This is a genomic window from Streptomyces sp. NBC_01276 (assembly GCF_041435355.1).
Lineage (GTDB): Bacteria > Actinomycetota > Actinomycetes > Streptomycetales > Streptomycetaceae > Streptomyces.
In genome coordinates this window covers 2,098,110-2,125,015 of the sequence record NZ_CP108442.1, presented here as the reverse complement: position 1 = coordinate 2,125,015, position 26,906 = coordinate 2,098,110, and the positions used below count along the sequence as shown (strand labels likewise).

General features: G+C 72.6%; 20 protein-coding genes. 14 read left to right on the top strand and 6 right to left on the bottom strand.

The features are described from left to right. The first annotated feature begins 23 nt into the window (after positions 1–23). From OG295_RS08835 to OG295_RS08795, 9 genes are all read left to right on the top strand, one after another. Positions 24–5,522: a HAMP domain-containing protein gene (locus tag OG295_RS08835; protein ID WP_371676395.1), complete on the top strand. Its 5,499-nt coding sequence runs from the start codon at positions 24–26 to the stop codon at positions 5,520–5,522. 235 nt (positions 5,523–5,757) lie between these two features. Beyond that, positions 5,758–6,441 (top strand): two-component system response regulator, encoded by a 684-nt coding sequence (locus OG295_RS08830; protein WP_371676394.1) that lies wholly within the window; start codon positions 5,758–5,760, stop codon positions 6,439–6,441. A gap of 187 nt (positions 6,442–6,628) precedes the next feature. Beyond that, positions 6,629–9,442, top strand: a complete 2,814-nt coding sequence (locus OG295_RS08825) for a DNA translocase FtsK (protein WP_371676393.1) — start codon at positions 6,629–6,631, stop codon at positions 9,440–9,442. Between the two features lie 208 nt (positions 9,443–9,650). Beyond that, entirely contained in the window at positions 9,651–10,550 is a 900-nt protein-coding gene (locus OG295_RS08820; RefSeq protein ID WP_371676392.1) for a RodZ domain-containing protein, read from the top strand. Positions 10,551–10,674: 124 nt separating this feature from the next. Further along, positions 10,675–12,168, top strand: a complete 1,494-nt coding sequence (gene rimO, locus OG295_RS08815; RefSeq protein ID WP_371676391.1) for a 30S ribosomal protein S12 methylthiotransferase RimO — start codon at positions 10,675–10,677, stop codon at positions 12,166–12,168. Then, positions 12,165–12,821 (top strand): CDP-diacylglycerol--glycerol-3-phosphate 3-phosphatidyltransferase, encoded by a 657-nt coding sequence (gene pgsA, locus OG295_RS08810; RefSeq protein ID WP_371676390.1) that lies wholly within the window; start codon positions 12,165–12,167, stop codon positions 12,819–12,821. The genes rimO and pgsA overlap by 4 nt, the downstream gene beginning before the upstream one ends. A gap of 86 nt (positions 12,822–12,907) precedes the next feature. Then, on the top strand, positions 12,908–13,387 hold the full coding sequence (locus tag OG295_RS08805) for a CinA family protein (RefSeq protein ID WP_371681139.1): 480 nt from the start codon (positions 12,908–12,910) through the stop codon (positions 13,385–13,387). Positions 13,388–13,496: 109 nt separating this feature from the next. Next, the gene (locus tag OG295_RS08800; RefSeq protein WP_007266936.1) at positions 13,497–13,877 is read left to right on the top strand and encodes a helix-turn-helix domain-containing protein; all 381 of its coding nucleotides are present in this window, start codon (positions 13,497–13,499) and stop codon (positions 13,875–13,877) included. A 198-nt stretch (positions 13,878–14,075) separates the two neighbouring features. Then, positions 14,076–14,360, top strand: coding sequence for a hypothetical protein (locus tag OG295_RS08795; RefSeq protein WP_371676389.1), 285 nt, complete (start codon positions 14,076–14,078; stop codon positions 14,358–14,360). Here the strand turns inward: OG295_RS08795 and OG295_RS08790 are convergent. From OG295_RS08790 to OG295_RS08775, 4 genes are all read right to left on the bottom strand, one after another. Then, positions 14,308–15,087 carry an SDR family NAD(P)-dependent oxidoreductase gene (locus tag OG295_RS08790; RefSeq protein ID WP_371676388.1) on the bottom strand — a complete coding sequence of 260 codons (780 nt, stop codon included), beginning with the start codon at positions 15,085–15,087 and terminating at the stop codon, positions 14,308–14,310. The genes OG295_RS08795 and OG295_RS08790 overlap by 53 nt on opposite strands. A gap of 36 nt (positions 15,088–15,123) precedes the next feature. After that, positions 15,124–15,954 (bottom strand): Fpg/Nei family DNA glycosylase, encoded by an 831-nt coding sequence (locus OG295_RS08785; protein WP_371676387.1) that lies wholly within the window; start codon positions 15,952–15,954, stop codon positions 15,124–15,126. 145 nt (positions 15,955–16,099) lie between these two features. Next, positions 16,100–16,759 (bottom strand): hypothetical protein, encoded by a 660-nt coding sequence (locus OG295_RS08780; protein WP_371676386.1) that lies wholly within the window; start codon positions 16,757–16,759, stop codon positions 16,100–16,102. A gap of 183 nt (positions 16,760–16,942) precedes the next feature. After that, the gene (locus tag OG295_RS08775; RefSeq protein WP_371676385.1) at positions 16,943–21,532 is read right to left on the bottom strand and encodes an ATP-dependent helicase; all 4,590 of its coding nucleotides are present in this window, start codon (positions 21,530–21,532) and stop codon (positions 16,943–16,945) included. A gap of 79 nt (positions 21,533–21,611) precedes the next feature. Between OG295_RS08775 and OG295_RS08770 the strand changes: the two genes are divergently transcribed. From OG295_RS08770 to OG295_RS08760, 3 genes are all read left to right on the top strand, one after another. Then, a complete protein-coding gene (locus OG295_RS08770; RefSeq protein WP_371676384.1) occupies positions 21,612–22,457 on the top strand; it encodes an AraC family transcriptional regulator in 846 nt (281 codons plus the stop codon). Between the two features lie 142 nt (positions 22,458–22,599). Next, complete coding sequence (locus OG295_RS08765) at positions 22,600–23,310, top strand: AzlC family ABC transporter permease (RefSeq protein WP_371681138.1); 711 nt, start codon at positions 22,600–22,602, stop codon at positions 23,308–23,310. Then, positions 23,307–23,615, top strand: coding sequence for an AzlD domain-containing protein (locus tag OG295_RS08760; protein ID WP_371676383.1), 309 nt, complete (start codon positions 23,307–23,309; stop codon positions 23,613–23,615). The genes OG295_RS08765 and OG295_RS08760 overlap by 4 nt, the downstream gene beginning before the upstream one ends. Here OG295_RS08760 and OG295_RS08755 read toward each other — a convergent pair. After that, positions 23,584–24,540 (bottom strand): hypothetical protein, encoded by a 957-nt coding sequence (locus OG295_RS08755; protein WP_371676382.1) that lies wholly within the window; start codon positions 24,538–24,540, stop codon positions 23,584–23,586. The two genes, OG295_RS08760 and OG295_RS08755, sit on opposite strands and share 32 nt — an antisense overlap. Positions 24,541–24,620: 80 nt before the next feature. Between OG295_RS08755 and OG295_RS08750 the strand changes: the two genes are divergently transcribed. Continuing rightward, entirely contained in the window at positions 24,621–24,815 is a 195-nt protein-coding gene (locus OG295_RS08750) for a DUF3046 domain-containing protein (RefSeq protein ID WP_371676381.1), read from the top strand. Between the two features lie 233 nt (positions 24,816–25,048). Next, positions 25,049–26,137, top strand: a complete 1,089-nt coding sequence (locus OG295_RS08745) for an AI-2E family transporter (protein ID WP_371681137.1) — start codon at positions 25,049–25,051, stop codon at positions 26,135–26,137. Here OG295_RS08745 and OG295_RS08740 read toward each other — a convergent pair. Beyond that, entirely contained in the window at positions 26,070–26,858 is a 789-nt protein-coding gene (locus tag OG295_RS08740) for a Clp protease N-terminal domain-containing protein (protein ID WP_371676380.1), read from the bottom strand. The two genes, OG295_RS08745 and OG295_RS08740, sit on opposite strands and share 68 nt — an antisense overlap. Between the last annotated feature and the right edge of the window lie 48 nt (positions 26,859–26,906).

The following is a 26,906-nucleotide window of genomic DNA, read 5'->3' as shown; positions in this document are numbered from 1 at the left end:
TCGACCCTTTCGGGAGGGACACGGTGGAGTCTGGCGCAGCGGTGCGGCGTACGGGAACGCGCCCGAAGGGCGGACGGTCCCGGCGGGGCGGCACGACGGAAGTCGATACCGCCGCGCTGAACCGGCTGCTCACGGCCCTGGTGTCGATGCGGGACGGGAACTTCCGCAAGCGGCTGACGGTGTCCGGCGAGGGCGAGATGGCGGAGATCGCCGCCGTCTACAACGAGGTCGCCGACCGTAACCTCCACCTGACCGGGGAGTTGTCCCGGGTCCGGCGGATGGTGGGGCGCGAGGGGAAGCTGAGCGAGCGGCTGGAGACGGGTGCCTGCGAGGGCTCCTGGGCGGCCGCGATCGACGCCTCCAACCAGCTCGTGGACGATCTCGCCCGGCCGGTGTCCGAGGTGGGGAGGGTTCTGTCGGCGGTGGCCGAGGGCGACCTGGACCAGCGGATGGACCTGCGGACGCAGACCCCGGAGGGGGTCGGGCATCCGTTGCGCGGGGAGTTCCTCAAGGTCGGCCGGACGGTCAACAACCTGGTCGACCAGCTGTCGGCGTTCACCGACGAGGTGACGCGGGTGGCGCTGGAGGTGGGCACCGAGGGCAAACTCGGCGGTCAGGCCCAGGTGCGCGGAATGTCCGGTTCTTGGAAGGACCTGACCGATTCCGTCAACACGATGGCGTACCGGCTCACCGCCCAGGTGCGTGACATCGCCCTCGTCACGACGGCGGTGGCCAAGGGCGATCTGTCGCGCAAGGTCACGGTGCACGTGGCCGGCGAGATGCTCCAGCTGAAGAACACCGTGAACACCATGGTGGACCAGCTGTCCTCCTTCTCCTCCGAGGTGACGCGCGTCGCCCGCGAGGTGGGTACGGAGGGCGAACTGGGCGGTCAGGCCAAGGTGCCCGGGGTCGCGGGCGTGTGGAAGGACCTGACCGACTCCGTCAACACGATGGCGGGCAACCTGACGGCCCAGGTGCGGGGCATCGCACAGGTGACGACGGCCGTCGCGAACGGCGACCTGTCGCAGAAGGTGCGGGTCAGCGCGCGCGGAGAAGTGGCGCAGCTGGCCGAAACGATCAACCAGATGACCGAAACCCTACGGACCTTCGCGGACGAGGTCACGCGTGTGGCCAGCGAGGTCGGGGCCAAGGGTCTGCTCGGCGGCCAGGCGCAGGTGCCGGGGGCCGCGGGTACGTGGAAGGACCTCACCGACTCGGTGAACACGGTCTTCCGCAACCTCACCACACAGGTGCGCGACATCGCGCAGGTGACGACGGCGGTGGCCAACGGCGACCTGTCGCAGAAGGTCACCGTCGATGTGGCCGGCGAGATGCTGGAGCTGAAGAACACCGTCAACACGATGGTGGACCAGCTCCAGTCCTTCGGTGCCGAAGTGACCCGGGTGGCCCGTGAGGTGGGCGTCGAGGGCGAGCTCGGCGGCCAGGCGCAGGTGCCGGGGGCCGCGGGCACGTGGAAGGACCTCACCGACTCGGTGAACACCGCCTTCCGCAACCTGACCGGCCAGGTCCGCAACATCGCGCAGGTGACGACGGCGGTGGCCAACGGCGACCTGTCGCAGAAGGTCACCGTCGACGTCTCCGGCGAGATGCTCCAGCTGAAGAACACCGTCAACACGATGGTGGACCAGCTGTCCTCCTTCGCCGACCAGGTCACGCGGATGGCCCGGGACGTGGGTACGGAGGGCCGGCTCGGCGGGCAGGCGCGGGTCGAGGGGGTGTCCGGCACCTGGAAGGAGCTGACCGACTCGGTCAACTTCATGGCCGGGAACCTGACGTCCCAGGTGCGTCAGATCGCCCAGGTCACGACGGCGGTGGCGCGCGGTGACCTGTCGCAGAAGATCGACGTGGACGCCCGGGGCGAGATCCTGGAGCTGAAGAACACCATCAACACGATGGTCGACCAGCTCTCCGCCTTCGCGGAGCAGGTGACCCGGGTGGCCCGGGACGTGGGTACGGAGGGCCGGCTCGGCGGCCAGGCGCAGGTCCCGGGCGTGGCCGGGGTCTGGCGCGATCTGACGGACTCGGTGAACGGCATGGCCGGGAACCTGACCTCGCAGGTGCGCAACATCGCGCAGGTCGCCACGGCGGTGGCGCGCGGTGACCTGTCGCAGAAGATCGACGTGGACGCCCGGGGCGAGATCCTGGAGCTGAAGAACACCCTCAACACGATGGTCGACCAGCTCTCCAACTTCGCGGAGCAGGTGACCCGGGTGGCGCGTGAGGTGGGCACCGAGGGCATCCTCGGCGGTCAGGCCGAGGTCAAGGGGGTCTCGGGAACCTGGAAGGACCTGACCCAGTCCGTCAACTTCATGGCGAACAACCTGACCTCGCAGGTGCGCAACATCGCCGAGGTGACCACGGCGGTCGCCATGGGCGACCTGTCGAAGAAGATCACGGTCGACGCCAAGGGCGAGATCCTCGAACTGGTCACCACCGTGAACACGATGGTGGACCAGCTGTCCTCCTTCGCGGAGCAGGTGACCCGGGTGGCCCGTGAGGTGGGCACCGAGGGCATCCTCGGCGGTCAGGCGCGGGTGCGCGGGGTCACGGGCATCTGGAAGGACCTCAGCGACAACGTCAACACGATGGCCGGCAACCTCACCGCCCAGGTGCGCGGGATCGCACAGGTCTCGGCGGCGGTGGCGAACGGCGATCTGACGAAGAAGGTCACCGTCGAGGCGCGCGGCGAGGTCGCGCAGCTCGCCGACACGGTGAACACGATGGTCAAGACCCTGTCGTCCTTCGCGGACGAGGTCACGCGCGTGGCCCGCGAGGTGGGTACGGAGGGCCGCCTGGGCGGTCAGGCGCACGTCCCCGGGGTCTCCGGCACGTGGAAGGACCTCACCGACTCGGTGAACTTCATGGCCTCCAACCTGACCGGCCAGGTCCGGCAGATCGCCATGGTCACGACGGCCATCGCCAAGGGCGACATGACCAAGAAGATCGACATCGACGCGCGCGGCGAGATCCTGGAGCTCAAGACGACCATCAACACGATGGTCGACCAGCTGTCCTCCTTCGCCGACCAGGTGACCCGGGTGGCGCGCGAGGTGGGCACCGAGGGCATCCTCGGCGGCCAGGCCCGCGTCCGTGACGTGGACGGCACCTGGCGGGACCTCACCGAGTCCGTGAACGAGATGGCCGGGAACCTCACCCGGCAGGTGCGCGCCATCGCGGCCGTGGCCACCGCGGTGACCCGCGGCGACCTGAGTCTGAAGGTCGACGTGGACGCGGCGGGCGAGATCCAGGTCCTCCAGGACAACATCAACACGATGATCGTGAACCTGCGCGACACCACCCTGGCCAACAAGGAGCAGGACTGGCTCAAGGGCAACCTCGCCCGGATCTCCGCGCTGATGCAGGGGCGGCGGGAGCTGGACGACGTGGCCTCGCTGATCATGAGCGAGCTGACCCCGGTGGTCTCCGCGCAGCACGGCGCGTTCTTCCTGGCGCTGCCCACCGGCGGGAGCACCGAGATCGGGACGGACGGGCCCGGGGAGGGCTCGTACGAACTGCGGATGCGCGGGAGTTACGCGTACGCGGGCGGTCAGATGCCCATCTCCTTCCGGCCCGGCGAGGGGCTGATCGGCACGGTCGCCGAGGAGAAGCGGACGATCCTGGTCGAGAACACCCCGCCCGGCTACCTGAAGATCTCCTCGGGGCTCGGGGAGGCCCCGCCCGCGCACGTGATCGTGCTGCCGGTGCTCTTCGAGGGGAAGGTGCTCGGCGTGATCGAGCTGGCGTCCTTCACGCCGTTCACGCAGATCCAGAAGGACTTCCTCAGCCAGATCGCCGAGATGATCGGTACGAGCGTCAACACCATCTCCGTCAACTCCAAGACGGAGATGCTCCTCAAGCAGTCGCAGGAGATGACCGAGCAACTGCGCGAGCGCTCGGACGAGCTGGAGAACCGCCAGAAGGCGCTGCAGGCGGCCAACGCGGAGCTGGAGGAGAAGGCCGAGCTGCTGGCCCAGCAGAACCGGGACATCGAGGTGAAGAACACCGAGATCGAGGAGGCCCGGCAGGTCCTGGAGGAGCGCGCCGAGCAGCTCGCGGTCTCCATGCGGTACAAGAGCGAGTTCCTGGCGAACATGTCGCACGAGCTGCGGACCCCGCTCAACTCGCTGCTGATCCTGGCCAAGCTGCTCGCCGACAACGCCGACGGGAACCTGTCGCCGAAGCAGGTGGAGTTCGCCGAGACCATCCACGGCGCGGGCTCGGACCTGCTCCAGCTGATCAACGACATCCTCGACCTGTCGAAGGTCGAGGCGGGCAAGATGGACGTCTCGCCGACCCGGATCGCGCTGGTGCAGCTCGTCGACTACGTCGAGGCCACCTTCCGGCCGCTGACGGCGGAGAAGGGGCTCGACTTCTCGGTGCGGGTCTCCCCGGAGCTGCCCGCCACCCTGCACACCGACGAGCAGCGACTGCTCCAGGTGCTGCGCAACCTCCTGTCGAACGCGGTGAAGTTCACCGACAACGGGGCGGTGGAGCTGGTGATCCGGCCCGCGGGCGGCGATGTGCCGGCGGCGATCCGGGAGCAGCTGCTGGAGGCCGGCTCGCTGCGCGAGGCGGACGCCGACCTGATCGCCTTCTCGGTGACCGACACCGGGATCGGGATCGCGGCGAGCAAGATGCTGGTGATCTTCGAGGCGTTCAAGCAGGCCGACGGGACCACGAGCAGGAAGTACGGCGGCACGGGCCTCGGCCTGTCGATCAGCCGGGAGATCGCCCGGCTGCTGGGCGGGGAGATCCACGCGGCCAGCGAGCCGGGCCGCGGATCCACGTTCACGCTGTACCTGCCGCTGCACCCGAGCGAACTGCCGCCGCAGGGGTACGCGCCGCCCACGCCCGGCGGAGCCCGCGGGGAGTACCGCAGGGCGGCCGACGAGGCGCGTCCCGCGCCCCGGCCGACCCCGCCGGTGCCCGCACCCCTCGCGCAGGCGCCGGTGCGCCAGGCGCTCCCGGCGGCCGAACCCGCCGGGCAGGGCTCGTCGGCGCTCTTCCGGCGGCGCCGCAAGCAGCTGACCGAGGCGATGCCGCGCACCGAGGTGCCGGGGCAGCCGTACGGGGAGGGCTGGGAGAGCGAGGAGCCGTCCGCGGCGCCGCCGCGGACGTACGACTTCCACGGGGAGCGGGTGCTCATCGTCGACGACGACGTGCGCAACGTCTTCGCCCTGACGAGCGTGCTGGAGCAGCACGGGCTCGCGGTGCTCTACGCAGAGAACGGGCGGGAGGGCATCGAGGTCCTGGAGCAGCACGACGACGTGTCGCTGGTCCTGATGGACATCATGATGCCGGAGATGGACGGGTACGCGACGACGTCCGCGATCCGGCGCATGCCGCAGTTCGCGGGCCTGCCGATCATCGCGCTCACGGCGAAGGCGATGAAGGGGGACCGGGAGAAGGCCATCGACTCCGGGGCTTCCGACTACGTCACCAAGCCGGTCGAACCCGATTACCTCCTGTCGGTGATGGAGCAGCACATGCGCGGAGACTGATCGGCGGGCGGGCGGTGACCGGAGGGCACGGGGGGAACCTTCTGCCCTCCCCTCACGTTTCCGCTTCGTGCACAGTGACATCTTGGTGACAGGGTGTGGCGATCTCGGGACTGGGGCTACGATGACCGGCACAAGGACGGACGGCGCAAGGATGCCGTCCTCTGGGGCGGGGCCCGGCGCGCATGCCGGAGCCAGGAGCCGGGGAGGCCCCATGCCGGGGCGAGGAGGACAGGGCATGGTGCAGAAGGCCAAGATCCTCCTGGTCGACGACAGGCCGGAGAATCTGCTGGCGCTGGAGGCCATCCTCTCCGCGCTCGATCAGACACTGGTCCGGGCGTCGTCGGGGGAGGAAGCGCTCAAAGCGCTGCTGACGGACGATTTCGCGGTCATCCTGCTGGATGTCCAGATGCCGGGCATGGACGGATTCGAAACGGCCGCGCACATCAAGCGGCGCGAGCGGACCCGGGACATCCCGATCATCTTCCTCACCGCGATCAATCACGGTCCGCACCACACCTTCCGCGGTTACGCGGCGGGCGCGGTGGACTACATCTCGAAGCCGTTCGACCCGTGGGTGCTGCGCGCCAAGGTCTCGGTCTTCGTCGAGCTCTACACCAAGAACTGCCAACTGCGGGAGCAGGCCGCCCTGCTGCGCCTGCAGCTGGAGGGCGGCGGCTCCCACAACGGCGACGGCAGCAAGGAGACCGCCGGGCTGCTGGCCGAGCTCTCCGCGCGGCTCGCCGCGGTCGAGGAGCAGGCCGAGGCCCTGACCAAGCAGCTCGGCGAGGACGAGGCCGATGCCGCGGTCGTGGCGACCGCCGCGCACCTGGAGCGCAAGCTGACCGGGCTGCGCCGGGCCCTGGACGCCCTGGAGCCGGGCGCCGGCGGCGGGGCGCCGATGCTGCCCGCCCAGGGCTGACGGACGGCGGGACGCTCGGGGTCGTGCCGCCGACGGGCCCAAGGTCCGGAAGCGGTGCTTCCGTAATGGTGCCTGGCCGGGTGTCAGGTGTGCCGGTGCGTCAAAGCGCCTACCGACGGGGCGACACGAACGGGTGAAGGGGTGGGCACGCGTGTCCACCGGCGTGCGCACCGGTAATCTCGGGCCCATGGCCTCAAGTACGTCCGGCAAGGGTTCCCAGAGCACCGCGGGCACCGCGAAGGGCCGCACCGGCCGTACGACGGCGCCGGCGAAGAAGGCGGCTCCCGCCCGCAAGCCTCCGGCGAAGAAGGCCGCGGCGGCCAAGCGGCCCCCGGTCAAGAAGGCCGCCGCCAAACCGGCGGCGTCCCCCACGGGGGGCGTGCTGCGGCTGGTGCGCGCCTGCTGGCTCGGTCTCGCGCACGCCATCGGCGCGGTCCTGCGCGGGCTCGGCCGCGGCGCGAAGAACCTCGACCCCGCGCACCGCAAGGACGGGGTCGCGCTGCTGTTGCTGGCCCTGGCCCTGATCGTCGCCGCCGGGACCTGGTCGAACCTGAGCGGGCCCGTCGGGGACCTGGTCACGATGCTGGTCACCGGCGCCTTCGGGCGCCTCGACCTGCTCGTGCCGATCCTGCTGGGCGTCATGGCGGTGCGGTTCATCCGCCACCCCGAGCAGTCCGACGCCAACGGCCGCATCGGCGTGGGCCTGACCGCCCTGGTCATCGGTGTCCTCGGACTGGTCCACATCGCCTGCGGGGCGCCGGGCCGCGACGAGGGCACCACCGCGATGCAGAACGCGGGCGGGCTGATCGGCTGGGGTGCCTCCAAGCCGCTGATCTTCACCATGGGCGCGCCGCTGGCCGTGCCGATGCTGGTGCTGCTCACCGTGTTCGGGCTGCTCGTGGTCACCGCGACCCCGGTCAACGCGATCCCGCAGCGGCTGCGCGCGCTCGGGATCCGGCTCGGGATCATCGCGCCCAACGAGTACGACGAGCGGTACGCCGAGCGGGAGGCCGCGGGGCGCCGGGACCGCCACGACGCCGAGCAGTGGCGGGCCCGCACCGGGGCTGCAGCGGGCCCCGACGGACCCGGTGGTCCGGACGATCCCGCCGACGCCGCCGAGGCGGCGGCGCTGGCCCGGCGGCGCAGGCCGCGGCGCACCGCCGCGCGGCCCGGCGGGCGGGAGATGGACGCGGTCGACGTGGCCGCGGCGGCCGCCGCCGCGCTGGACGGGGTGGTCTACGGAGGTCTGCCCCCGTCGCCGCTGGTCGCCGACCTCACCCAGGGGATCTCCGTGGAGCGCGAGGGCGTCGAGGTCACCGCTCCGGTGCCGCCCGCCCGCGAGGAGCGGCCCGCGGCCTCCGCCGCCGCCTCCGCCCCTGTCGTGCCCGTCGTCCCGGCCGGGGCGGACGCGCCGCACGAGCGCACCGCCGCGGCCTCCGGGACCCTGTCGGTGCCCGACCTGACGAAGGCCCCGCCGGAGTCCCAGCCGCTGCCGCCCCGCGCCGAACAGCTCCAGCTGCGCGGGGACATCACGTACGCGCTGCCCTCGCTGGACCTGCTGGAGAAGGGCGGGCCCGGCAAGACCCGCAGCGCCGCCAACGATTCGGTCGTCGCCTCGCTGACGAACGTCTTCACCGAGTTCAAGGTCGACGCGCAGGTCACCGGGTTCACCCGGGGCCCGACGGTCACCCGCTACGAGGTGACGCTCGGCGCCGCCGTGAAGGTCGAGCGGATCACGGCGCTGGCGAAGAACATCGCCTACGCCGTGGCCTCGCCGGACGTGCGGATCATCAGCCCGATCCCCGGCAAGTCGGCGGTCGGCATCGAGATCCCGAACACCGACCGGGAGATGGTCAACCTCGGCGACGTGCTGCGCCTGGCCGACGCCGCCGAGGACGACCACCCGATGCTGGTCGCGCTCGGCAAGGACGTCGAGGGCGGCTACGTCATGGCCAACCTCGCGAAGATGCCGCACGTGCTGGTCGCCGGTGCCACCGGCTCCGGCAAGTCCTCCTGCATCAACTGCCTGATCACATCGATCATGGTGCGGGCGACGCCGGAGGACGTGCGGATGGTGCTCGTCGACCCCAAGCGCGTCGAGCTCACCGCGTACGAGGGCATCCCGCACCTGATCACGCCGATCATCACCAACCCCAAGCGGGCCGCCGAGGCCCTCCAGTGGGTGGTGCGCGAGATGGACCTGCGCTACGACGACCTGGCGGCCTTCGGCTACCGGCACATCGACGACTTCAACCGGGCGATCCGGGAGGGCAAGATCAAGCTGCCGCCGGGCAGCGAGCGGGAGCTGAGCCCGTACCCGTACCTGCTGGTGATCGTCGACGAGCTCGCCGACCTGATGATGGTGGCCCCGCGCGACGTCGAGGACTCGATCGTGCGCATCACCCAGCTCGCCCGCGCGGCCGGCATCCACCTGGTGCTCGCCACCCAGCGGCCCTCGGTGGACGTGGTCACCGGCCTGATCAAGGCGAACGTGCCCTCGCGGCTCGCGTTCGCCACCTCCTCGCTCGCCGACAGCCGGGTCATCCTGGACCAGCCGGGCGCCGAGAAGCTGATCGGCAAGGGCGACGGACTGTTCCTGCCGATGGGGGCGAACAAGCCGGTCCGCCTCCAGGGCGCCTTCGTCACCGAGGACGAGATCGCCGGGATCGTGCAGCACTGCAAGGACCAGATGGCGCCCGTCTTCCGGGACGACGTGACCGTGGGGCAGAAGCAGAAGAAGGAGATCGACGAGGAGATCGGCGACGACCTCGACCTGTTGTGCCAGGCGGCGGAGCTGGTGGTCTCCACCCAGTTCGGTTCCACTTCCATGCTCCAGCGCAAACTGCGCGTGGGCTTCGCCAAGGCCGGCCGGCTCATGGACCTCATGGAGTCCCGGGGCGTGGTCGGTGCGAGCGAGGGCTCCAAGGCGCGTGACGTCCTGGTCAAACCCGACGAACTCGACGCGATCCTCGCGGTGATCCGTGGCCAGGACGTCCCCTAGAACGGGGGTCCGTCCGGCTCACCCGACCGTATGGGATCGGCGGGCAACCGTTTCCCCCGGGCGTGCGTCAAGTTGAGGGAGGCAGCGGCGGGTGTTCCCGAAGCCATTCGGATGGCGTAGGGAGTACACCCCTCCGGTTGCCCCACCCTTTCGTCACCCCCCTAGACTGGGAAGCCAGCAGGTGGCTACACGCTCGAAAGGCGCACTCGTGTCCATCGGCAACTCCAACTCCCCCGAAGAAGAGCGTCCTTCGACCGACGGCCGGTCCGAGGACCGCATCGTCGAACCTTCCGTTGAAGGACCGTCCATCGGGACGGCCCTCAAGAAGGCCCGGATCGCCGCCGGGCTGACAGTCGACGAGGTCAGTTCCACCACCCGCGTGCGCATCCCGATCGTGCACGCGATCGAAGAGGACGACTTCACGCGGTGCGGCGGCGACGTCTACGCCCGCGGCCACATCCGTACGCTCGCCCGCGCCGTGCACATCGATCCGGCACCCCTGGTCGAGAGCTACGACGCGGCCCACGGCGGCCGGCCGGCACCCACCCCCGCCGCGCCGATGTTCGAAGCCGAGCGGATCCGCCCCGAACGGCAGCGGCCCAACTGGACCGCCGCCATGGTCGCCGCCATCGTCGCCGTGATCGGCTTCGTCGGCTTCACCGCCTTCAGCGGCGGCGGCGACGGTCAGGCCAAGCGGCCGGTGGCGGAAGGTTCCGCCGCCCCCAAGCCCGCACCCAAGCAGCCCGCGGGCAAGCCGGCCGCCCAGCCCCAGCAGACCCCGTCGGCGCCCAAGCCGGAGCCCTCCGACAGTGCCATCGCCGCGGCCCCCAAGGACCTCGTCACCGTCGTCCTGACGGCCGACACCGGCGAGAGCTGGATCTCCGCGAAGGACCACAGCGGCCGGCTGCTCTTCGACGGAACCCTCGCGCAGGGCGAGTCGAAGACCTTCACGGACAAGGAGTCCGTGGACCTCGTGCTCGGCGACGCAGGGGTCGTCAAGCTGTTCGTGAACGGCAAGGAGATCAAGGAGCGCTTCCAGGCCGGTCAGGTGGAACGTCTCACGTACACCAAGGACGACCCGCGCCAGGGCCAGGCCCAGGCGGGCTGACCAGCACGGAATAGAAAGTTCCAGATCCCCGGGATCCCGCGCGGCACCTGCCGCCGGCCCCGGGGATCTTGTTCTGGGGGGACTTGGGCGGGGACCCGCGTCCGGACGAAGTAGTCTTGAGTCCATGCCCGAACGCCGTACCGTCGCCCTTGTCACTCTTGGCTGCGCCCGTAACGAGGTGGACTCGGAGGAGCTCGCAGGCCGCTTGGCGGCGGATGGCTGGGAGCTCGTCGAGGACGCCGCAGACGCGGACGTAGCCGTCGTCAACACCTGTGGCTTCGTCGAAGCCGCCAAGAAGGACTCCGTAGACGCCCTGCTGGAAGCCAACGATCTCAAGGATCACGGCAAGACCCAGGCCGTCGTCGCCGTCGGCTGTATGGCCGAGCGCTACGGCAAGGAGCTCGCCGAAGCGCTCCCCGAGGCCGACGGGGTCCTCGGCTTCGACGACTACGCCGACATCTCCGACCGCCTCCAGACGATCCTCAACGGTGGCATCCACGCCTCCCACACCCCGCGCGACCGGCGCAAGCTGCTGCCGATCAGCCCGGCGGAACGCCAGGACACCGCGGTGGCCCTGCCCGGACACGCCCAGGAGCCCGAGGCCGCCCCGGCGGACCTCCCCGAGGGCCTCGCGCCCGCCTCCGGTCCGCGCGCCCCGCTGCGCCGCCGCCTCGACAAGAGCCCGGTCGCCTCGGTCAAGCTGGCCTCCGGCTGCGACCGGCGCTGCTCCTTCTGCGCCATCCCGTCCTTCCGGGGCTCCTTCATCTCCCGCCGCCCCAGCGACGTGCTGGGCGAGACGCGCTGGCTCGCGGAGCAGGGCGTCAAGGAGATCATGCTGGTCTCCGAGAACAACACCTCGTACGGCAAGGACCTCGGCGACATCCGCCTGCTGGAGACCCTGCTGCCCGAGCTGGCCGAGGTGGACGGCATCGAGCGCGTCCGCGTCAGCTACCTCCAGCCCGCCGAGATGCGGCCCGGACTGATCGACGTGCTCACCTCGACCCCCAAGGTCGTGCCGTACTTCGACCTGTCCTTCCAGCACTCGGCCCCCGACGTGCTGCGCGCCATGCGCCGTTTCGGTGACACCGACCGCTTCCTGGAGCTGCTGGACACCATCCGCAGCAAGGCCCCGCAGGCCGGCGTCCGGTCCAACTTCATCGTCGGTTTCCCCGGCGAGACCGAGTCGGACTTCGCCGAGCTGGAGCGTTTCCTCACCCACGCCCGCCTCGACGCCATCGGCGTCTTCGGCTACTCCGACGAGGACGGCACCGAAGCCGTCGGCTACGAGAACAAGCTGGACGCGGACACCATCGCCGAGCGCCTCGCGCACATGCAGCGCCTCGCCGAGGAGCTCACCTCCCAGCGCGCGGAGGAGCGGATCGGGGAGACCCTGGAGGTGCTCGTCGAGACGGTCGTGCCGCTGGACGAGGCCGAGGAGGGCGAGGGCGCCTACGGGCGCGCCGCCCACCAGGCGCCCGAGACGGACGGCCAGGTGGTCTTCACGGACGGCTCGGGTCTGGTGCCGGGGCGTATCGTCACGGCCAAGGTGGTCGGAACGCTGGGTGTGGACCTGGTGGCGGAGCCTCTGGACCTGGAGCTTGAGGAGGAGGCCGGATGACCGGAGTCCCGGCATCGGCGGCGGGCGGGACCGGCCGCCGGCCCACGCCCGGCGCGAAGCTCGGGACTGCGGCCGTCAGTCAGGCCAGCCTCTGGAACATCGCCAACATCCTGACGATGATCCGGCTCGTGCTCGTGCCGGGATTCGTCCTGCTGCTGCTCGCCGACGGGGGCTACGACCCCGTCTGGCGGGCGCTGGCCTGGGCGGCCTTCGCCGTCGCCATGATCACGGACATCTTCGACGGGCATCTGGCCCGGACGTACAACCTGGTCACGGACTTCGGGAAGATCGCCGACCCCATCGCCGACAAGGCGATCATGGGGTCGGCTCTGGTGTGTCTGTCCTGGCTCGGCGACCTGCCCTGGTGGGTGACGGGGGTGATCCTCGGGCGTGAGCTCGGGATCACGCTGATGCGCTTCTGGGTGATCCGGTACGGAGTGATTCCGGCCAGCCGGGGCGGCAAGCTCAAGACCCTGGCCCAGGGCACCGCCGTGGGCATGTACGTGCTCGCCCTGACCGGGCCGCTGGCGACCATGCGGTTCTGGGTGATGGGGATCGCCGTCGTGCTGACCGTGGTCACCGGTCTGGACTACGTCCGGCAGGCCGTGGTGCTGCGCCGGGCCGGGCTGGCGGAGGAGCGGGCCGCGAAGTGACGTACGGGGCGGGGGACGCGCCGGAGACCTCCGGAGCGGCGGAGGACGCGGCGGGCACGGCCGGCGTGGCCGGCGACGTGCTGCGCATGCTCGCGGAGCGTGACCAGACGCTCGCGGTGGCGGAGTCGCTGACCGGCGGCATGGTCGCCGCCGAGATCACGGCGGTGCCGGGGGCCTCGCGCTCCTTCCTCGGCTCGGTCACGGCGTACGCCACTGAACTCAAGCACCGCGTCCTCGGGGTGGACGCGGCGCTGCTCGCGGCCGAAGGCGCGGTGAACGCGCAGGTCGCGGTCGAGATGGCGGCCGGAGTGCGGCGCCTGACGGGCGCCTCGTGGGGGATCGCGACCACCGGAGTGGCCGGTCCGGACCCTCAGGACGGGCAGCCCGTGGGCACGGTTTTCATCGCCGTGGCGGGTCCGGCGGGCAGGAAGTCGGCCCGGCTGCGGTTGAACGGCTCCCGCGCGGAAATTCGTAGGGAGAGTGCACGGACAGTGCTCGAACTCCTCTCAAGCGAACTCCGCGAGAATCTGCGGGGGCAGGATACGGAACGGAACGGGGGGATTTGATGTTTGCAGCCCTGAGTGAACACGACATCGCTCCCCGCACGGCCGCGGCGCGAGGCGGTACGGTGGGGCGTGAAGGTTACGGCTACACGGTCAGAGGAGGGAGCCACCGATGATTCTGCTCCGTCGCCTGCTGGGTGACGTGCTGCGTCGGCAGCGCCAGCGCCAGGGCCGTACTCTGCGCGAAGTCTCCTCGTCCGCCCGAGTTTCGCTCGGCTATCTCTCCGAGGTGGAGCGGGGGCAGAAGGAGGCATCCTCCGAGCTGCTCTCCGCGATCTGCGACGCGTTGGACGTACGGATGTCCGAGCTGATGCGCGAAGTCAGTGACGAGCTGTCGCTGGCGGAGCTTGCGCAGTCGGCCGCCGCAAGCGAACCGGTGCCGGCACCGGTGCGCCCGATGCTCAATTCGGTTTCCGTGGCCTCGGTCACGGGCGGACCGGAGCGGGTGACCATCAAGGCACCCGTGGAAGCGGTGAACGTCGTCGCCGCTTGAGCGCGAGTCAAGCATGTGAGCGTGGCGGGAGCCCCGGAGGGTGCGTGAGCACCGGCCGGGGCTCTTTGCCGTCCGGGGCCGGTGGGGCGACGCGGCGGGCGTTCTGGGTGCGGGGGCCACGGTCCTGCGGGAGGATGGGCGCGTCCGGGATCCGGCCCTCCCCCAGACTCCGTCCGGGGGTACCCCGTGGAGGTGGCCGTGCGGCGGTTGCTCATACCCTTCGCCCTGGCGGTGGGCGTCCTGTGGTGGTGGGCCGTGCTGCGGCTCGCGCTGGTGCCGGAGGGCGCCGGGCCCGTGGAGGGCGCCGTCGCGGTGGGCGGATGGGGGCTGGGGCTGCTGCCCGTGCACTGCACGGGGCAGATCCCCGTACGCAGGGCCCGGGCGGCCGCAGGGGCTGCCGGGGCACCGGCCGCCGGGGTGGGGAAGGGGCTCACCAGGGCATCGATACTCCGCCGTTCGGACGAAGGATCTGGCCCGTCATGAAGGACGAGGCGTCGCAGGCCAGGTAGAGCACCGCCTGGGCGATGTCCTCGGGCTCCCCGACCCGGCGCAGCGGGGACATCCGGACCATGGCCTCCTCCGTCCGCTGCTGGACCTCGGAGCCGTGCCGGCCGGTCATGGGAGTGCGGATCCAGCCCGGGGCGACGGCGTTGACGCGGATGCCGTGCGGGCCGGCCTCGGTCGCGAGGGTCTTCGTGAGCTGGACCACGGCGGCCTTGGCGGCGCTGTAGCAGAGCAGCCCCGGCTGGGCGGCGTCCACGGCGCCGGAGGCCATGGTGACCACCGAGCCGGGGCGGCCGGCGGCGATCATGGCGCTGACGGCCTCCTGGCAGGTGCGCAGCACCCCTTTGAAGTTGATGTCCAGGATCCGGTCGAGGTCCTCGTCGGTGGTCTCCAGGACGCTGCTGGTGTGCATCACGCCCGCGACGGCGGCGGTGATGTCCAGGGGACCGGCCGCGGCGACGGCGGCCCGTAGCGCGGTGCGGTCGGTGACGTCGAGGGGGTGGGCGGTTGCGGCGCCGCCGCCCTTGGTGATCAGGGCGGCGGTCTCGGCGAGGCCCGGCTCGTCGCGGTCCGCGCAGTGCACGACGGCGCCGGCCCGGGCGAGGAGGAGGGCGGTGGCGCGGCCTATCCCGCTCGCGGCTCCGGTGACGAGCGCGGTGCGGCCGGTGAGGTCGTACGGGGTGTCGTACGGGGTGGGTGTGGGCATGCAGGGACCGTACGAGCGCATCTGACGACCCGTCAACTAGTGCGTCGGGGTCCGCTCCGGGGCGGGGGCCGGACCGGCCTGGCAGCCGGGACACCAGTACGCGGGGCGGCCGTCCTGGACGGCCTCGCGCACCGGGGTGCCGCAGCGCAGGCAGGGACGGTGGGCGCGGCCGTAGACGAACAGCTCCCGGCCGGGGCGGCGGCTGCCGGTGGTGTTGCGGCGCCGGGGCCGTCCGGGGTCGCCGGTGTTCGCGGCCAGCAGGCGCTGTGCGGCGGCGGCCAGGCGGGGGAGGGTGGCCGCCGGGTCCGGGAGGTCCCCGACCGGGGTCCAGGGGGTGACCTGGGCGAGGAAGCAGAGCTCGGCCTTGTAGATGTTGCCGATGCCCGCCAGGTTGCGCTGGTCGAGCAGGGCCTCGCCCAGGGGCCGCGCGGGGGCGGCGAGCAGGTTGGCCGCCGCCCTGGCCGGATCCCAGTCGGGGCCGAGCAGATCGGGGCCGAGGTGGCCCACCACGCGGTGCTCGTCGGCGGTGCGGAGCAGTTCGAGGACGGGCAGGCGGTAGCCGACGGCGGTGGCCCCGGCGTTGGCCAGGACCGCCCGGATCTCGTGGGCGGGGCCGCCGCGCCACTTCTGGTCCGGGGCGAAGACGTACCAGGCGCCGTCCATGCGCAGGTGGCTGTGGAGGGTGAGGCCGCTGTCGAGGCGGGTCAGGAGGTGCTTGCCGCGCGGGGTGACGTCGAGGACCGTGTGCCCGGTGAGGTCGGCGGTGGCGAAGCGTGGGACGCGCAGGTCGGCGCGGGTGAGGGGCTCGCCCGCGAGCGCGGCGTGCAGGCGGGCCGCGACGCGGTGGACGCTGTCTCCTTCGGGCATGCGGCCATTGTCGCGCCGTCCGGCCGGGGCCTGGCGGCGGTGCCCGGCGGGCCGGCGGGCCGGCGGGCCGGTACGGGGCGAGCCCCCGCGCCGGGGTGCCGGTGCGGGGGCTCGTCGGGGTGCGGTGCCGTGGTGCGGCCGTCCGCTACTTCCAGGTCAGGCCGTCCTTGAGGGCGAACGGGTCACCCCAGTACTTGGCGCCGGAGACCTTCGTGTCGGCCGAGGGGGCCAGGGCGACCACGCAGGCGGTCTGGGTCTGGCCGTTGGTGAATCCCTTCGGCATCGACGAGTCCTCACACTTGGCGAACTTGCCGATGACGTAGAGGTCTTGGGCCTCGCTGCCGTCGCCGAGCAGACCCTTGATGTGGCTGACCGAGGTGAAGGACAGGTCGGTGGTGCCCGTGTTCTTCACCGTGTAGTGGATGTAGTAGGGCACCTTGCCCTTGACCTTGTCGCCGAGCTTCATGGCGTCCAGGTCGGCGAGCTGACCCTGCTCGATGTTGGTGACCGTGAGGGCGATCTGGCCGCTGGTCTTGCCGGACGTGAACGGGAACTCGGCGGCCTCGCCGATCTTGTACTGCTGGCCGGGCTTGGCCGCTCCCTTCGCACCCGCGGCCGGGGCGCCGGGGGCCGGGGCGCTCGCGGACGGGGCGCCGGAGGCGCCGGTGCTCGGGGCGGCCTGGGAGGCGCCGGCCGGGGAGCTCGGCTGCGTCGGCGCCAGCTCTTCGTTGCCGTCCTTGCAGCCCGTGAGGACGAGGGTGCCGGCGACGGCCAGGCCGAGCGCTCCGAGGGTGCTTCTACGCATGCTGAAGGTGCTCACTTTTCTTGTCCCCCATGTCGGTGTCTCTGTTCGCACAGCGTCGAACGCGACGTGTGTGATCACCTTGATAAAGCATGAATAAGTACTTCGGTGGGCTCGGGGGTGTCTGGCGGCCGTTTCGTGACATGCCCAAGACATACGTGGCCGGCTTGAGACCGCCCGGAGCACTCAGTTGCGCAGCCTCAGTCCCCTCGGGGTGGCGTGGAAGCCGGCCGCTTCGAGGGACCTGCCGAGCGGGGAGGTCAGGGCCGGGGCGGCGTTGACCCGCTCCACCGTCAGGTCCGGGAGGGTGCCCGCGCGGGAGGCCGCCACCAGGGCGGACATCGCCGCAGCGAGGCGCGGATCCTCGGGCTCCGGCCAGGCCAGCAGGGTCTTGCCGCCGCGCTCCAGGTAGAGGGTGAGCTCGCCGTCGACCAGGACCACCAGGGAGCCCGCCTTGCGGCCCGGCTTGTGGGTGGCGCCCGCCGGGGGCTCCGGCCAGCCAAGGGCCGCCCCGTAGGCGTTCGCCGGATCGGCCGCGGCCAGCACCACAGCCGCCAGCGGCGGCGGGGTCCGCTCGGCGGCCCGCAGGCGGTCCACCGCGCCGTCCATCGCGAACTGGGCCGCGCCCAGACCCTCCACCACGTACCCCCGCCGGGCCTGCCCGCTGTCCTCGAACGCGGACAGGATCCGGTACACCGCGCTGAACCCGCCCTCGACCCCCTCCGCCGCCACCGCCCCGCGCGTGACCACGCCGTGCCGGTCCAGCAGGGTCCGGGCCAGCGCGTGCGCCCGGTGCGTCGGGTCGGGCGCGGGCGCGGGCAGCAGGGACCAGCGGCCCGAGACCGTGGGCGGGCCCGTACGGGAGACGGTGGCGCTCAGGGTCCCGTACCGGCCGCGCGGCACCGTACGGCGGGCCCGGTGCGCGGTGGCCCCCGCCGTGCGGCCCGAGCCGAGCAGGGAGCGCAGCGGGGCCAGGGTGTCGTTCGTCACACGGCCCGACCAGGCCAGGTCCCACAGGGCCGAGGACAGCTCCAGGTCGGAGGCGTCCGGGAGGCCGGCGCGGACCTCTTGCACCAGCTGCCGGAAGAACAGGGCCCGCCCGGAGGACAGGGCCTCCAGCACCCCCTGGTGCAGCGGGGACGGCTCCAGAGGGTGGGCCGGGGGCAGCAGCAGGGGCGCCGCGTCCGCCAGGTAGAGGGAGATCCAGCCGTCCTTGCCCGGCAGGGCGCCGGCTCCCGCCCACACCACCTCGCCCGTCGTGGTCAGCTCGTCCAGCAGCGCCGGGGAGTACCCGGCGACCCGCGAGGGCAGGATCAGCCGCTCCAGGGCCGAGGCCGGGACCGGAGCGCCCTGGAGCTGCTCGATGGCGCGGGCCAGGCCGTCGATGCCGCGCAGCCCACCGCCCAGGTGCTGCCACTGGGGCAGGAAGGTGGCCAGCGAGGCCGGCGGGACGGGCTCCAGTTCCTGGCGGAGCGCGGCCAGCGAGCGGCGCCGCAGCCTGCGCAGCACCGTGGCGTCGCACCACTCCTGGCCGATGCCCGCCGGATGGAACTCGCCCTGAACCAGCCGGCCCGGCGCCGCGAGCCGGTGCAGGGCGCCCTCCGTCACCGCCGAGCCCAGGCCGAACCGGGCGGCGGCGGTGGCGGTGGTGAACGGGCCGTGGGTGCGCGCGTAGCGGGCCAGCAGATCGCCGAGGGGGTCCTTGACCGGCTCGGTGAACGCCTCCGGGACCCCCACCGGCAGGGCCGTGCCCAGCGCGTCCCGCAGCCGGCCGGCGTCCTCGATCGCCGCCCAGTGGTCCGCGCCGCCGATCCGGACCCGGATCGCCCGGCGGGCCGCCGCCAGCCCGGGGGCCCAGCCGGGCTCGGCGCCCCGCTCCGCCAGTTCGGCGTCGGTCAACGGGCCCAGCAGGCGCAGCAGGTCGGCCACCGACTCGGCGTCCTTGGCCCGGCGGTCGCCGGTCAGCCACTGGAGCTCCCGCTCCAGCTCCTCCAGTACCCCGGCGTCGAGCAGTTCGCGCAGCTCGGCCTGGCCCAGGAGCTCGGCCAGCAGCCGGGAGTCCAGCGAGAGCGCTGCCGCGCGCCGCTCGGCGAGCGGCGAGTCCCCCTCGTAGAGGAACTGGGCGACGTACCCGAACAGGAGGGAGCGGGCGAAGGGGGAGGGCTCCGGGGTGGTCACCTCGACCATGCGCACGCGCCGCGCCTCGATGTCCCCCATCAGCTCCGTCAGCCCCGGCACGTCGAAGACGTCCTGGAGGCACTCCCGTACGGCTTCCAGCACGATCGGGAACGAGCCGAACTCCGAGGCCACCTGCAGCAGTTGCGAGGCCCGTTGGCGCTGTTGCCACAACGGGGTGCGCTTGCCCGGGCTGCGGCGCGGCAGCAGCAGCGCGCGGGCCGCACACTCGCGGAACCGGGAGGCGAACAGGGCCGACCCGCCGACCTGGTCGGTGACGATCCCGCTGACCTCGCCCCGCTCGAAGGCGACGTCGGCCGCACCGAGCGGCGCCTGTTCGTCGTCGAACGCGAAGTCCGCGGGGCGCGAGGGGTCGTGGTCGAGGAGGTCCACGGAGAGCAGGTCGGCGTCCGGCAGGCGCAGGACGATCCCGTCGTCGGCGTGCATGACCTGGGCGTCCATGCCGTACTTCTCGGCGAGGCGGGCACCGAGCGCCAGCGCCCAGGGGGCGTGCACCTGGGCGCCGAAGGGGGAGTGGACCACCACCCGCCAGTCGCCCAGTTCGTCGCGGAACCGCTCGACCACGATGGTCCGGTCGTCCGGCACGTGGCCGCAGGCCTCGCGCTGCTCGGCGAGGTAGGCGATGACGTTCTGCGCCGCGCGGGCGTCCAGGCCGGCCGCCAGCAGCCGCAGCCGGGCGTCCTCCTCGGTGAGCCCGCCCAGCTCGCGCAGGAACGCGCCGACCGCACGGCCCAGTTCGAGGGGGCGGCCCAGCTGGTCGCCCTTCCAGAACGGCAGCCGGCCCGGTACCCCGGGGGCCGGGGTGACCAGGACCCGGTCGCGGGTGATGTCCTCGATCCGCCAGGAGGTCGTGCCCAGGGTGAACACGTCGCCCACGCGGGACTCGTAGACCATCTCCTCGTCCAGCTCGCCGACCCGGCCGCCGCCCTTCTTGGGGTCCGATCCGGCGAGGAAGACCCCGAAGAGTCCGCGGTCCGGGATGGTCCCCCCGGAGGTGACCGCGAGCCGCTGGGCGCCGGGCCGGCCGGTGACCGTCCCCGCCACCCGGTCCCAGACCACCCTGGGTCTGAGCTCCGCGAAGGCGTCGGAGGGGTAGCGGCCCGCCAGCATGTCCAGCACCGCCGTGAACGCCGATTCCGGCAGCGCCGCGAAGGGCGCCGCCCGCCGTACCAGGGCGAGGAGGTCGTCCAGCTGCCAGGTGTCCATCGCCGTCATCGCGACCAGTTGCTGGGCGAGGACGTCCAGCGGGTTGGAGGGGATGCGCAGGGACTCGATCGCCCCGGTGCGCATCCGCTCGGTGACCACGGCCGCCTGGACCAGGTCCCCGCGGTACTTGGGGAAGACCACCCCCGTGGAGACGGCGCCCACCTGGTGTCCGGCACGGCCCACGCGCTGGAGCCCGGAGGCCACCGAGGGCGGCGACTCCACCTGGACCACCAGGTCCACCGCGCCCATGTCGATGCCGAGTTCCAGGCTGGACGTGGCGACCACGGCGGGCAGCCGGCCCGCCTTCAGGTCCTCCTCGACCAGGGCCCGCTGCTCCTTGGACACCGAGCCGTGGTGCGCGCGGGCCAGCAGGGGAGGCGCCCCGTGGGCCGCGCCGGACTGGGCCATGATCTCGGCGGGCGGCGCCCCCTCGGGCAGGGGCTCGCCCACGGCCCGCTCGTAGGCGATCTCGTTGAGCCGGTTGCAGAGCCGCTCCGCGAGACGTCGGGAGTTGGCGAACACGATCGTCGAACGGTGGGCCTGCACCAGGTCCGCGATCCGCTCCTCCACATGCGGCCAGATCGACGGCTTGTCACCGCCCTCGCGGCCCTCGGTGGCGGGGGAGCCCCCCAACTCGCCCATGTCCTCCACGGGTACGACCACCGACAGGTCGAACTCCTTGTCCGAGGGCGGCTGCACGATCTCCACCCGGCCGCGCGGGGCGAGGTACCGGGCGACCTCCTCCACCGGCCGGACCGTCGCCGACAGCCCGATCCGGCGGGCCGGGCGCGGCAGCAGCTCGTCCAGCCGCTCCAGAGACAGGGCCAGGTGCGCCCCGCGCTTGGTCCCCGCGACGGCGTGCACCTCGTCCAGGATCACCGTCTCGACCCCCGCCAGCGCCTCCCTGGCCGCCGAGGTCAGCATCAGGAACAGCGACTCCGGGGTGGTGATCAGGATGTCCGGCGGTCTGACGGCCAGCGCGCGGCGCTCGGCGGGCGGGGTGTCCCCGGAGCGGATGCCCACCCGGATGTCCGGCTCGGGCAGGCCCAGGCGCGCCGACTCCTGCCGGATCCCGGTCAGGGGGCTGCGCAGGTTGCGCTCCACGTCCACGGCGAGGGCCTTGAGCGGGGACACGTACAGCACGCGGCAGCGCTTCTTCGGTTCGGCGGGCGGCGGGTCCGCGGCGAGCCGGTCGAGGGCGGCGAGGAAGGCGGCGAGGGTCTTGCCGGAACCGGTCGGAGCCACGACGAGCACGTCCGAGCCCTCCCCGATCGCCCGCCAGGCGCCCTCCTGTGCGGCGGTGGGCGTACGGAAGGCCCCCGTGAACCAGGAACGGGTCGCGGGGGAGAACGAGTCGAGCGCAGCGCCTGCCATGCCCCCATCGTGCACCCCGGCACTGACAACGCACCGGACCTGCGCGGACACCCCCGGGGGCGGCGCGCAGAATGGGGTCATGGGGACGGACGGAACGCACGACGGGCGCCGGGAGTGGGCCCGCCACTGGCAGTACCCGCAGCTGCCGGGGCTGGACCTGCTGCGCGCCCACTACGTCCGCCACACCTTCCCGCGCCACGCGCACGACGGCTACGTCATCGCGGCCGTCACCGGCGGCGTCGAGGAGATCGGCCTGCCCTCCGGCACGGTCCGGGCGGGGCCGGGCAGCGTGGTGCTGATCAACCCGGAGGTGGCGCACACCGCGCGCGCCGGGGCGCCCGAGGGCTGGGCGTACGCCACCCTCTACCCCTCCCGGGACCTGATCGCCGAGGTCGCCTCCGAGATCGGCGGCCTCCGCGGCACCCCCGGCTTCACCGCCGACATGGTCCCCGACCCGGAGGCCTCGCGGGCCATCACCGACGTGCACCGGGCCGCCGAGGCCGGCAACGCGCTCGCCGCCGACACCCTGCTGCGGGGCGTCGTGGCGCGGATGCTCACCCGGCACGCGGGCCCGCTGCCCGCCCGGCCGCCGCGGCGCGCGGGCGCGGCCGACGCGGAGCGGGCCCGGAGCGTGCTGGAGGAGCGGATGGCCGAGCCGCCCTCGCTGGAGCGCCTCGCGGAGGAACTGGGCACCAGCCCCTTCGCCCTGCTGCGCGCCTTCCGGGACCGGTACGGGATGCCGCCCCACACCTGGCTGACCGACGCCCGGGTCCGCAGGGCGCGCCTGCTGCTCGACGCGGGCACCGCGCCCGCCGAGGCGGCCGTCACCGTCGGCTTCACGGACCAGCCGCACCTGAACCGGCACTTCACCCGGATCGTCGGGGTGCCCCCGGGCGCGTACCGACGGGAGCGGGCCGCGGGCTAGGTCCTGCTGTGGTCCCGGCGCCGCCCTCGCCCGTGCCCGGCCGGGGCCCCGGCCTGCGGCGACGGGGACGCCGGGCGGGTGCAAGAACGTACAAGACCGTCCGCCGCGCCCCGCGTACGTTCGGGGCGTGGGAGAGAATCAGATGGTGATACGAGAGGCCCCCGTGCACGACGGGGGACCGACCCCCGGGCGGCCGCGGGCCGCCGTCGTCCGCGACGCCCTCGGGGTGGGAGTGGCCGTCGGCCTGTCGGGATTCGCCTTCGGCGTGACCGCCGCCGGGGCCGGGATCAGCGTGCTGCAGGCCTGCGTGCTGAGCCTGCTCGTCTTCACCGGAGCGTCGCAGTTCGCCCTGGTCGGCGCGCTCGCGGCGGGTGGCAACCCCTTCACCGCGGCCGCCGGGGCCTTCTTCCTGGGCACCCGCAACGCCTTCTACGGGCTGCGGCTGTCCCAGCTGCTCGCGCTGCCCCGGGCCGTGCGCCCCTTCGCCGCGCACTGGGTGATCGACGAGACCACCGCCGTGGCGCTGGCGCAGTCCGACCGCAAGGCCGCCCGGCTCGGCTTCACCGTCACCGGGCTCAGCCTCTACCTGCTGTGGAACCTCACCACCCTGCTGGGCGCGCTCGGCGCCGAGGCCATCGGGGACACCTCCGCCTGGGGGCTGGACGCCGCCGGGCCCGCCGTGTTCCTCGCGCTGCTCGCGCCGATGCTGAAGACCTCCACCGAGCGGGCCGTCGCGGGCCTGGCCCTGGTCCTCGGACTGGGCTTCCTGCCCGTCCTGCCCTCCGGGGTGCCGGTGCTGATCGCCGCGCTGGCCGCGCCGGCCGTGCTGTGGATGAAGGGACGCCGCTCGTGAACGTCTGGATCGCCATCGCGGTGACCGTCGTCGGCTGCTACGCCGTCAAGCTCGCCGGACTCCTCGTGCCCGCCGGGGCCCTGGAGCGTCCCCTGGTGCGCAAGCTGTCCGCCCTGCTGCCGGTCGCGCTGCTCGCCGCGCTCACCGCCCAGCAGACCTTCAGCACCGGCCACGAGCTGGTGCTCGACGCCCGCGCCGCCGGGCTGGCGGCCGCCGCGCTGGCCCTGCTGCTGCGCGCCCCGTTCCTGGTGGTGGTCGGGGCGGCGGTGGTGGTCACCGCGGGCGTCCGGGCGCTGGGGGGCTGACCGCGCCGACCGGATGCCCGTACGCCCTGAGCGTCAGCAGGGCCTCCAGGGTGGCGATCGGCCGCCGCTCCAGCGAGCTGCCGGGCGCCCAGGCGCGGCGGCGCACCGGCCAGCCCCCGTCCGGCTGCTGCTCCGCCGCGAGGAAGTCCAGCGAGCGGCGCATCTCCTCGTCGGTGAACCAGCTCCGGGCCAGCGACTCCGGGCGCCGCGCGTAGTCGTACGGGAAGAGCAGCTCGCCCGGCGCGTAGCCGGGGGAGGGGGCGTACTCCTCGTGCCGATCCGGGTCGAGCACCACGAGGTGCCGCTCGCGCACCAGCCGCCCCAGCCGGTCCGCGGCCGCCGCCGCGCGGGCCCGGTCGGGGGCGCCGTCGAGGAAGGCCACCGCGCTCTGGACCTCGTAGGGGTGCGAGTGGCGCAGCGTCTCGATCCGCTCCCAGCAGAAGTCCGTGGCCCGGAACAGCCAGGCGTGCCAGATCCGGTTGCGGTGCAGCACCCCGACGACGGGGCCCGTGGTCAGCAGCTCGCCCGGCGGGTCGTCGCGCACCGGGTGGTAGGGCGCCAGGGGATGGTCGTGCGGGGCCGGGCGGACCAGGGGGAGCGCGCCCTCGGGGGTGGAGAGCCCGGTCAGGTGGCGGCAGAGCCGCTCGATGCGCTGGCCGGCGCAGCGGCCGAGGCTGTCGAGGACCCGCAGGGCGTGCGCGGTGTGCAGGGGCTGGCTCAGCGGGCCGCGCAGATCCGGGTCGAGCGCGTGTCCGTAGCCGCCGTCGTCGCCCAGGTACGCGCCGAGGGCGGCGTCCACCGCGTCGGCGTCCCCGCCGAGGAAGTGGAAGGCGAACCGCCGCTGCTCCAGCACCCGGGCCGTGAGCCAGATGAACTGTTCCGCGCGGGCCAGCGGGGCCGGCGGGGGAGATTCGTCTCCAGGCATGCGTGACACCGTAGGGCGCCGGGCGGGGGCGCAGGGGGCCAACGGGACGGGTGCACTCTCCCGGGCGGGATACTGGGGGCATGCGGTTGACGATTTTCTGGGAGCGGATGGCGGAGCACTTCGGTGCGGCCTACGCGGAGTCCTTCGCCCGGGACCACGTGATGGCGGAACTCGGCGGACGTACCGTGCACCAGGCACTGGACGCGGGCTGGGAGACCAAGGACGTGTGGCGTGCGGTGTGCGCGGCGATGGACGTGCCGGCCTCGCTGCGCTGAGGCGAACACCGTTTCGCGGTCCGGGAAGCGGGTGGGACAGACTGGTCGGCGTGGCAGTCAGTGATGAGACGACGACGACCGACCCGACCGCGGAGGCCCCCGACGACGGGGACGCACCGGACGATGGCGACGCACCCGACGACGGGGACGCACCGGACGACGGGAACGCACCGGAGACCGCGGACGGCGGGGACGCGTCCGCCGGGACCGCTCCCGGCCGGGCGGAGGCGCGGATGCCGCGCTGGCTGCCGCGCGCGGTGGTCCTCGTACTGGCGCTGGTCGCCTGTTTCCAGCTCGGCAGCTGGGCCTTCCACCAGCTGATCGGGCTGCTGGTCAACATCCTGATCGCGTTCTTCCTGGCGCTCGCGATCGAACCCGCCGTGGCCAGGATGGCGGCCCGCGGCATGCGCCGCGGGCTCGCCACCTTCCTGGTGTTCCTCGGGGTGTTCGTCGCGACGGCGGGCTTCCTCGCGCTGCTCGGCTCGATGCTCGCCGGACAGATCGTCGACATGGTGGAGGGCTTCCCGCGCTACCTCGACTCGGTGATCAACTCGATCAACGCCACCTTCCACACCGAGCTGTCCCGCCTGGAGATCCAGGACAGCCTGCTGCACTCCGACTGGCTCCAGAAGTACGTGCAGAACAGCGCGACCGGTGTGCTCGACGTGTCCACCACCGTGCTCGGCGGGCTCTTCAGGCTGCTGACGGTCGGCCTGTTCTCCTTCTACTTCGCCGCCGACGGGCCCCGGCTGCGGCGCGCGCTGTGCTCCGTGCTGCCGCCCGCGAAGCAGGCCGAGGCGCTCCGGGCCTGGGAGATCGCCGTCGCCAAGACGGGCGGCTACCTGTATTCCCGCGGCCTGATGGCGCTGATCTCCGGCATCGCCCACTACGTCGTCTTCGAGTTCCTCGACCTGCCGTACGCGCCCGCCCTGGCGGTGTGGGTGGGGCTGGTCTCCCAGTTCATCCCCACCATCGGCACCTATCTGGCGGGCGCGCTGCCGATGCTGATCGCCTTCACGGTCAACCCGTGGTACGCGCTGTACGTGCTCGGCTTCGTGGTCGTCTACCAGCAGTTCGAGAACTACATGCTCCAGCCGAAGCTGACCGCGCGGACGGTGGACATCCATCCCGCGGTGGCCTTCGGGTCGGTGATCGCGGGCACCGCCCTGCTGGGCGCGGTCGGGGCGCTGATCGCGATCCCGGCCGTGGCGACGCTGCAGTCCTTCCTCGGCGCGTACGTCAAGCGCTACGAGGTCACGGACGCGGCTCCTGCGACGGCGGCTGCGCGGACCCGTCGAGCACGGAGGCCAGGAGTGCGGTGATACGGGCCTCGGTCTCGGCCTTGTCGAGTCCGAGGCCGCTCAGCACGCCGTCGCCGTCCTCCAGTTCGAGGAGGGCGAGCAGGATGTGCTCGGTGCCGACGTAGCCGTGGCCCAGGCGCAGGGCCTCGCGGAAGGTGAGCTCCAGGGCCTTCTTGGCGCCCGCGTCGAAGGGGACGAGGTCGGGGACGGGGGCGCCCGAGGGTTCCGGCAGGGCGGCCGTGACGGCGGTGCGGAGGTCGGCGGTGGAGAGCTGCCGGGCGGTGAGGGCCGTGATCCACAGACCCTCGGGCTCGGCGAGCAGGCCCAGGACCAGGTGCTCGGGGCGGATCTCGGTGTGGCCGGCCGCGCGGGCCTCGTTCTGTGCGCTCACGACGACGTTGCGGGCGCGGGGGGTGAAGCGCCCGAAGCCCTGGTTCGGGTCGAGGCCGGGGTCGCCCTCCTTGTCGGCCTTGGGGACGAAGCGCTTCTGCGCCGCCTGGCGGGTGACGCCCATGCTGCGGCCGATGTCCGTCCAGGAGGCGCCGGAGCGGCGGGCCTGGTCGACGAAGTGGCCGATGAGGTGGTCCGCCACGTCACCGAGGGCCTCGGCGGCGACCACGGCGCCGCTGAGCTGCTCCAGGGTGTCGGAGTGGACCTTCTTGATGGCCTCGATCAGGTCGTCGAGGCGGACCGGATTGGTCATGCGGACGGGTTCCACGGGTTCCACGGAAGGGTTCGTCATGAGTGCAACCCTAGGTTGACAGTCTGCGACCTGTCAACCGTTGGTTGT

Bases quoted from the DNA above. Each gene is read 5' to 3' on its own strand.
- OG295_RS08830 (WP_371676394.1), top strand. From the start codon at position 5,758: ATGGTGCAGAAGGCCAAGATCCTCCTGGTCGACGACAGGCCGGAGAAT.
- OG295_RS08825 (WP_371676393.1), top strand. From the start codon at position 6,629: ATGGCCTCAAGTACGTCCGGCAAGGGTTCCCAGAGCACCGCGGGCACC.
- rimO (WP_371676391.1), top strand. From the start codon at position 10,675: ATGCCCGAACGCCGTACCGTCGCCCTTGTCACTCTTGGCTGCGCCCGT.
- pgsA (WP_371676390.1), top strand. From the start codon at position 12,165: ATGACCGGAGTCCCGGCATCGGCGGCGGGCGGGACCGGCCGCCGGCCC.
- OG295_RS08805 (WP_371681139.1), top strand. From the start codon at position 12,908: ATGCTCGCGGAGCGTGACCAGACGCTCGCGGTGGCGGAGTCGCTGACC.
- OG295_RS08800 (WP_007266936.1), top strand. From the start codon at position 13,497: ATGATTCTGCTCCGTCGCCTGCTGGGTGACGTGCTGCGTCGGCAGCGC.
- OG295_RS08790 (WP_371676388.1), bottom strand. From the start codon at position 15,087: ATGCCCACACCCACCCCGTACGACACCCCGTACGACCTCACCGGCCGC.
- OG295_RS08785 (WP_371676387.1), bottom strand. From the start codon at position 15,954: ATGCCCGAAGGAGACAGCGTCCACCGCGTCGCGGCCCGCCTGCACGCC.
- OG295_RS08780 (WP_371676386.1), bottom strand. From the start codon at position 16,759: ATGCGTAGAAGCACCCTCGGAGCGCTCGGCCTGGCCGTCGCCGGCACC.
- OG295_RS08775 (WP_371676385.1), bottom strand. From the start codon at position 21,532: ATGGCAGGCGCTGCGCTCGACTCGTTCTCCCCCGCGACCCGTTCCTGG.
- OG295_RS08770 (WP_371676384.1), top strand. From the start codon at position 21,612: ATGGGGACGGACGGAACGCACGACGGGCGCCGGGAGTGGGCCCGCCAC.
- OG295_RS08765 (WP_371681138.1), top strand. From the start codon at position 22,600: ATGGTGATACGAGAGGCCCCCGTGCACGACGGGGGACCGACCCCCGGG.
- OG295_RS08755 (WP_371676382.1), bottom strand. From the start codon at position 24,540: ATGCCTGGAGACGAATCTCCCCCGCCGGCCCCGCTGGCCCGCGCGGAA.
- OG295_RS08750 (WP_371676381.1), top strand. From the start codon at position 24,621: ATGCGGTTGACGATTTTCTGGGAGCGGATGGCGGAGCACTTCGGTGCG.
- OG295_RS08745 (WP_371681137.1), top strand. From the start codon at position 25,049: ATGCCGCGCTGGCTGCCGCGCGCGGTGGTCCTCGTACTGGCGCTGGTC.
- OG295_RS08740 (WP_371676380.1), bottom strand. From the start codon at position 26,858: ATGACGAACCCTTCCGTGGAACCCGTGGAACCCGTCCGCATGACCAAT.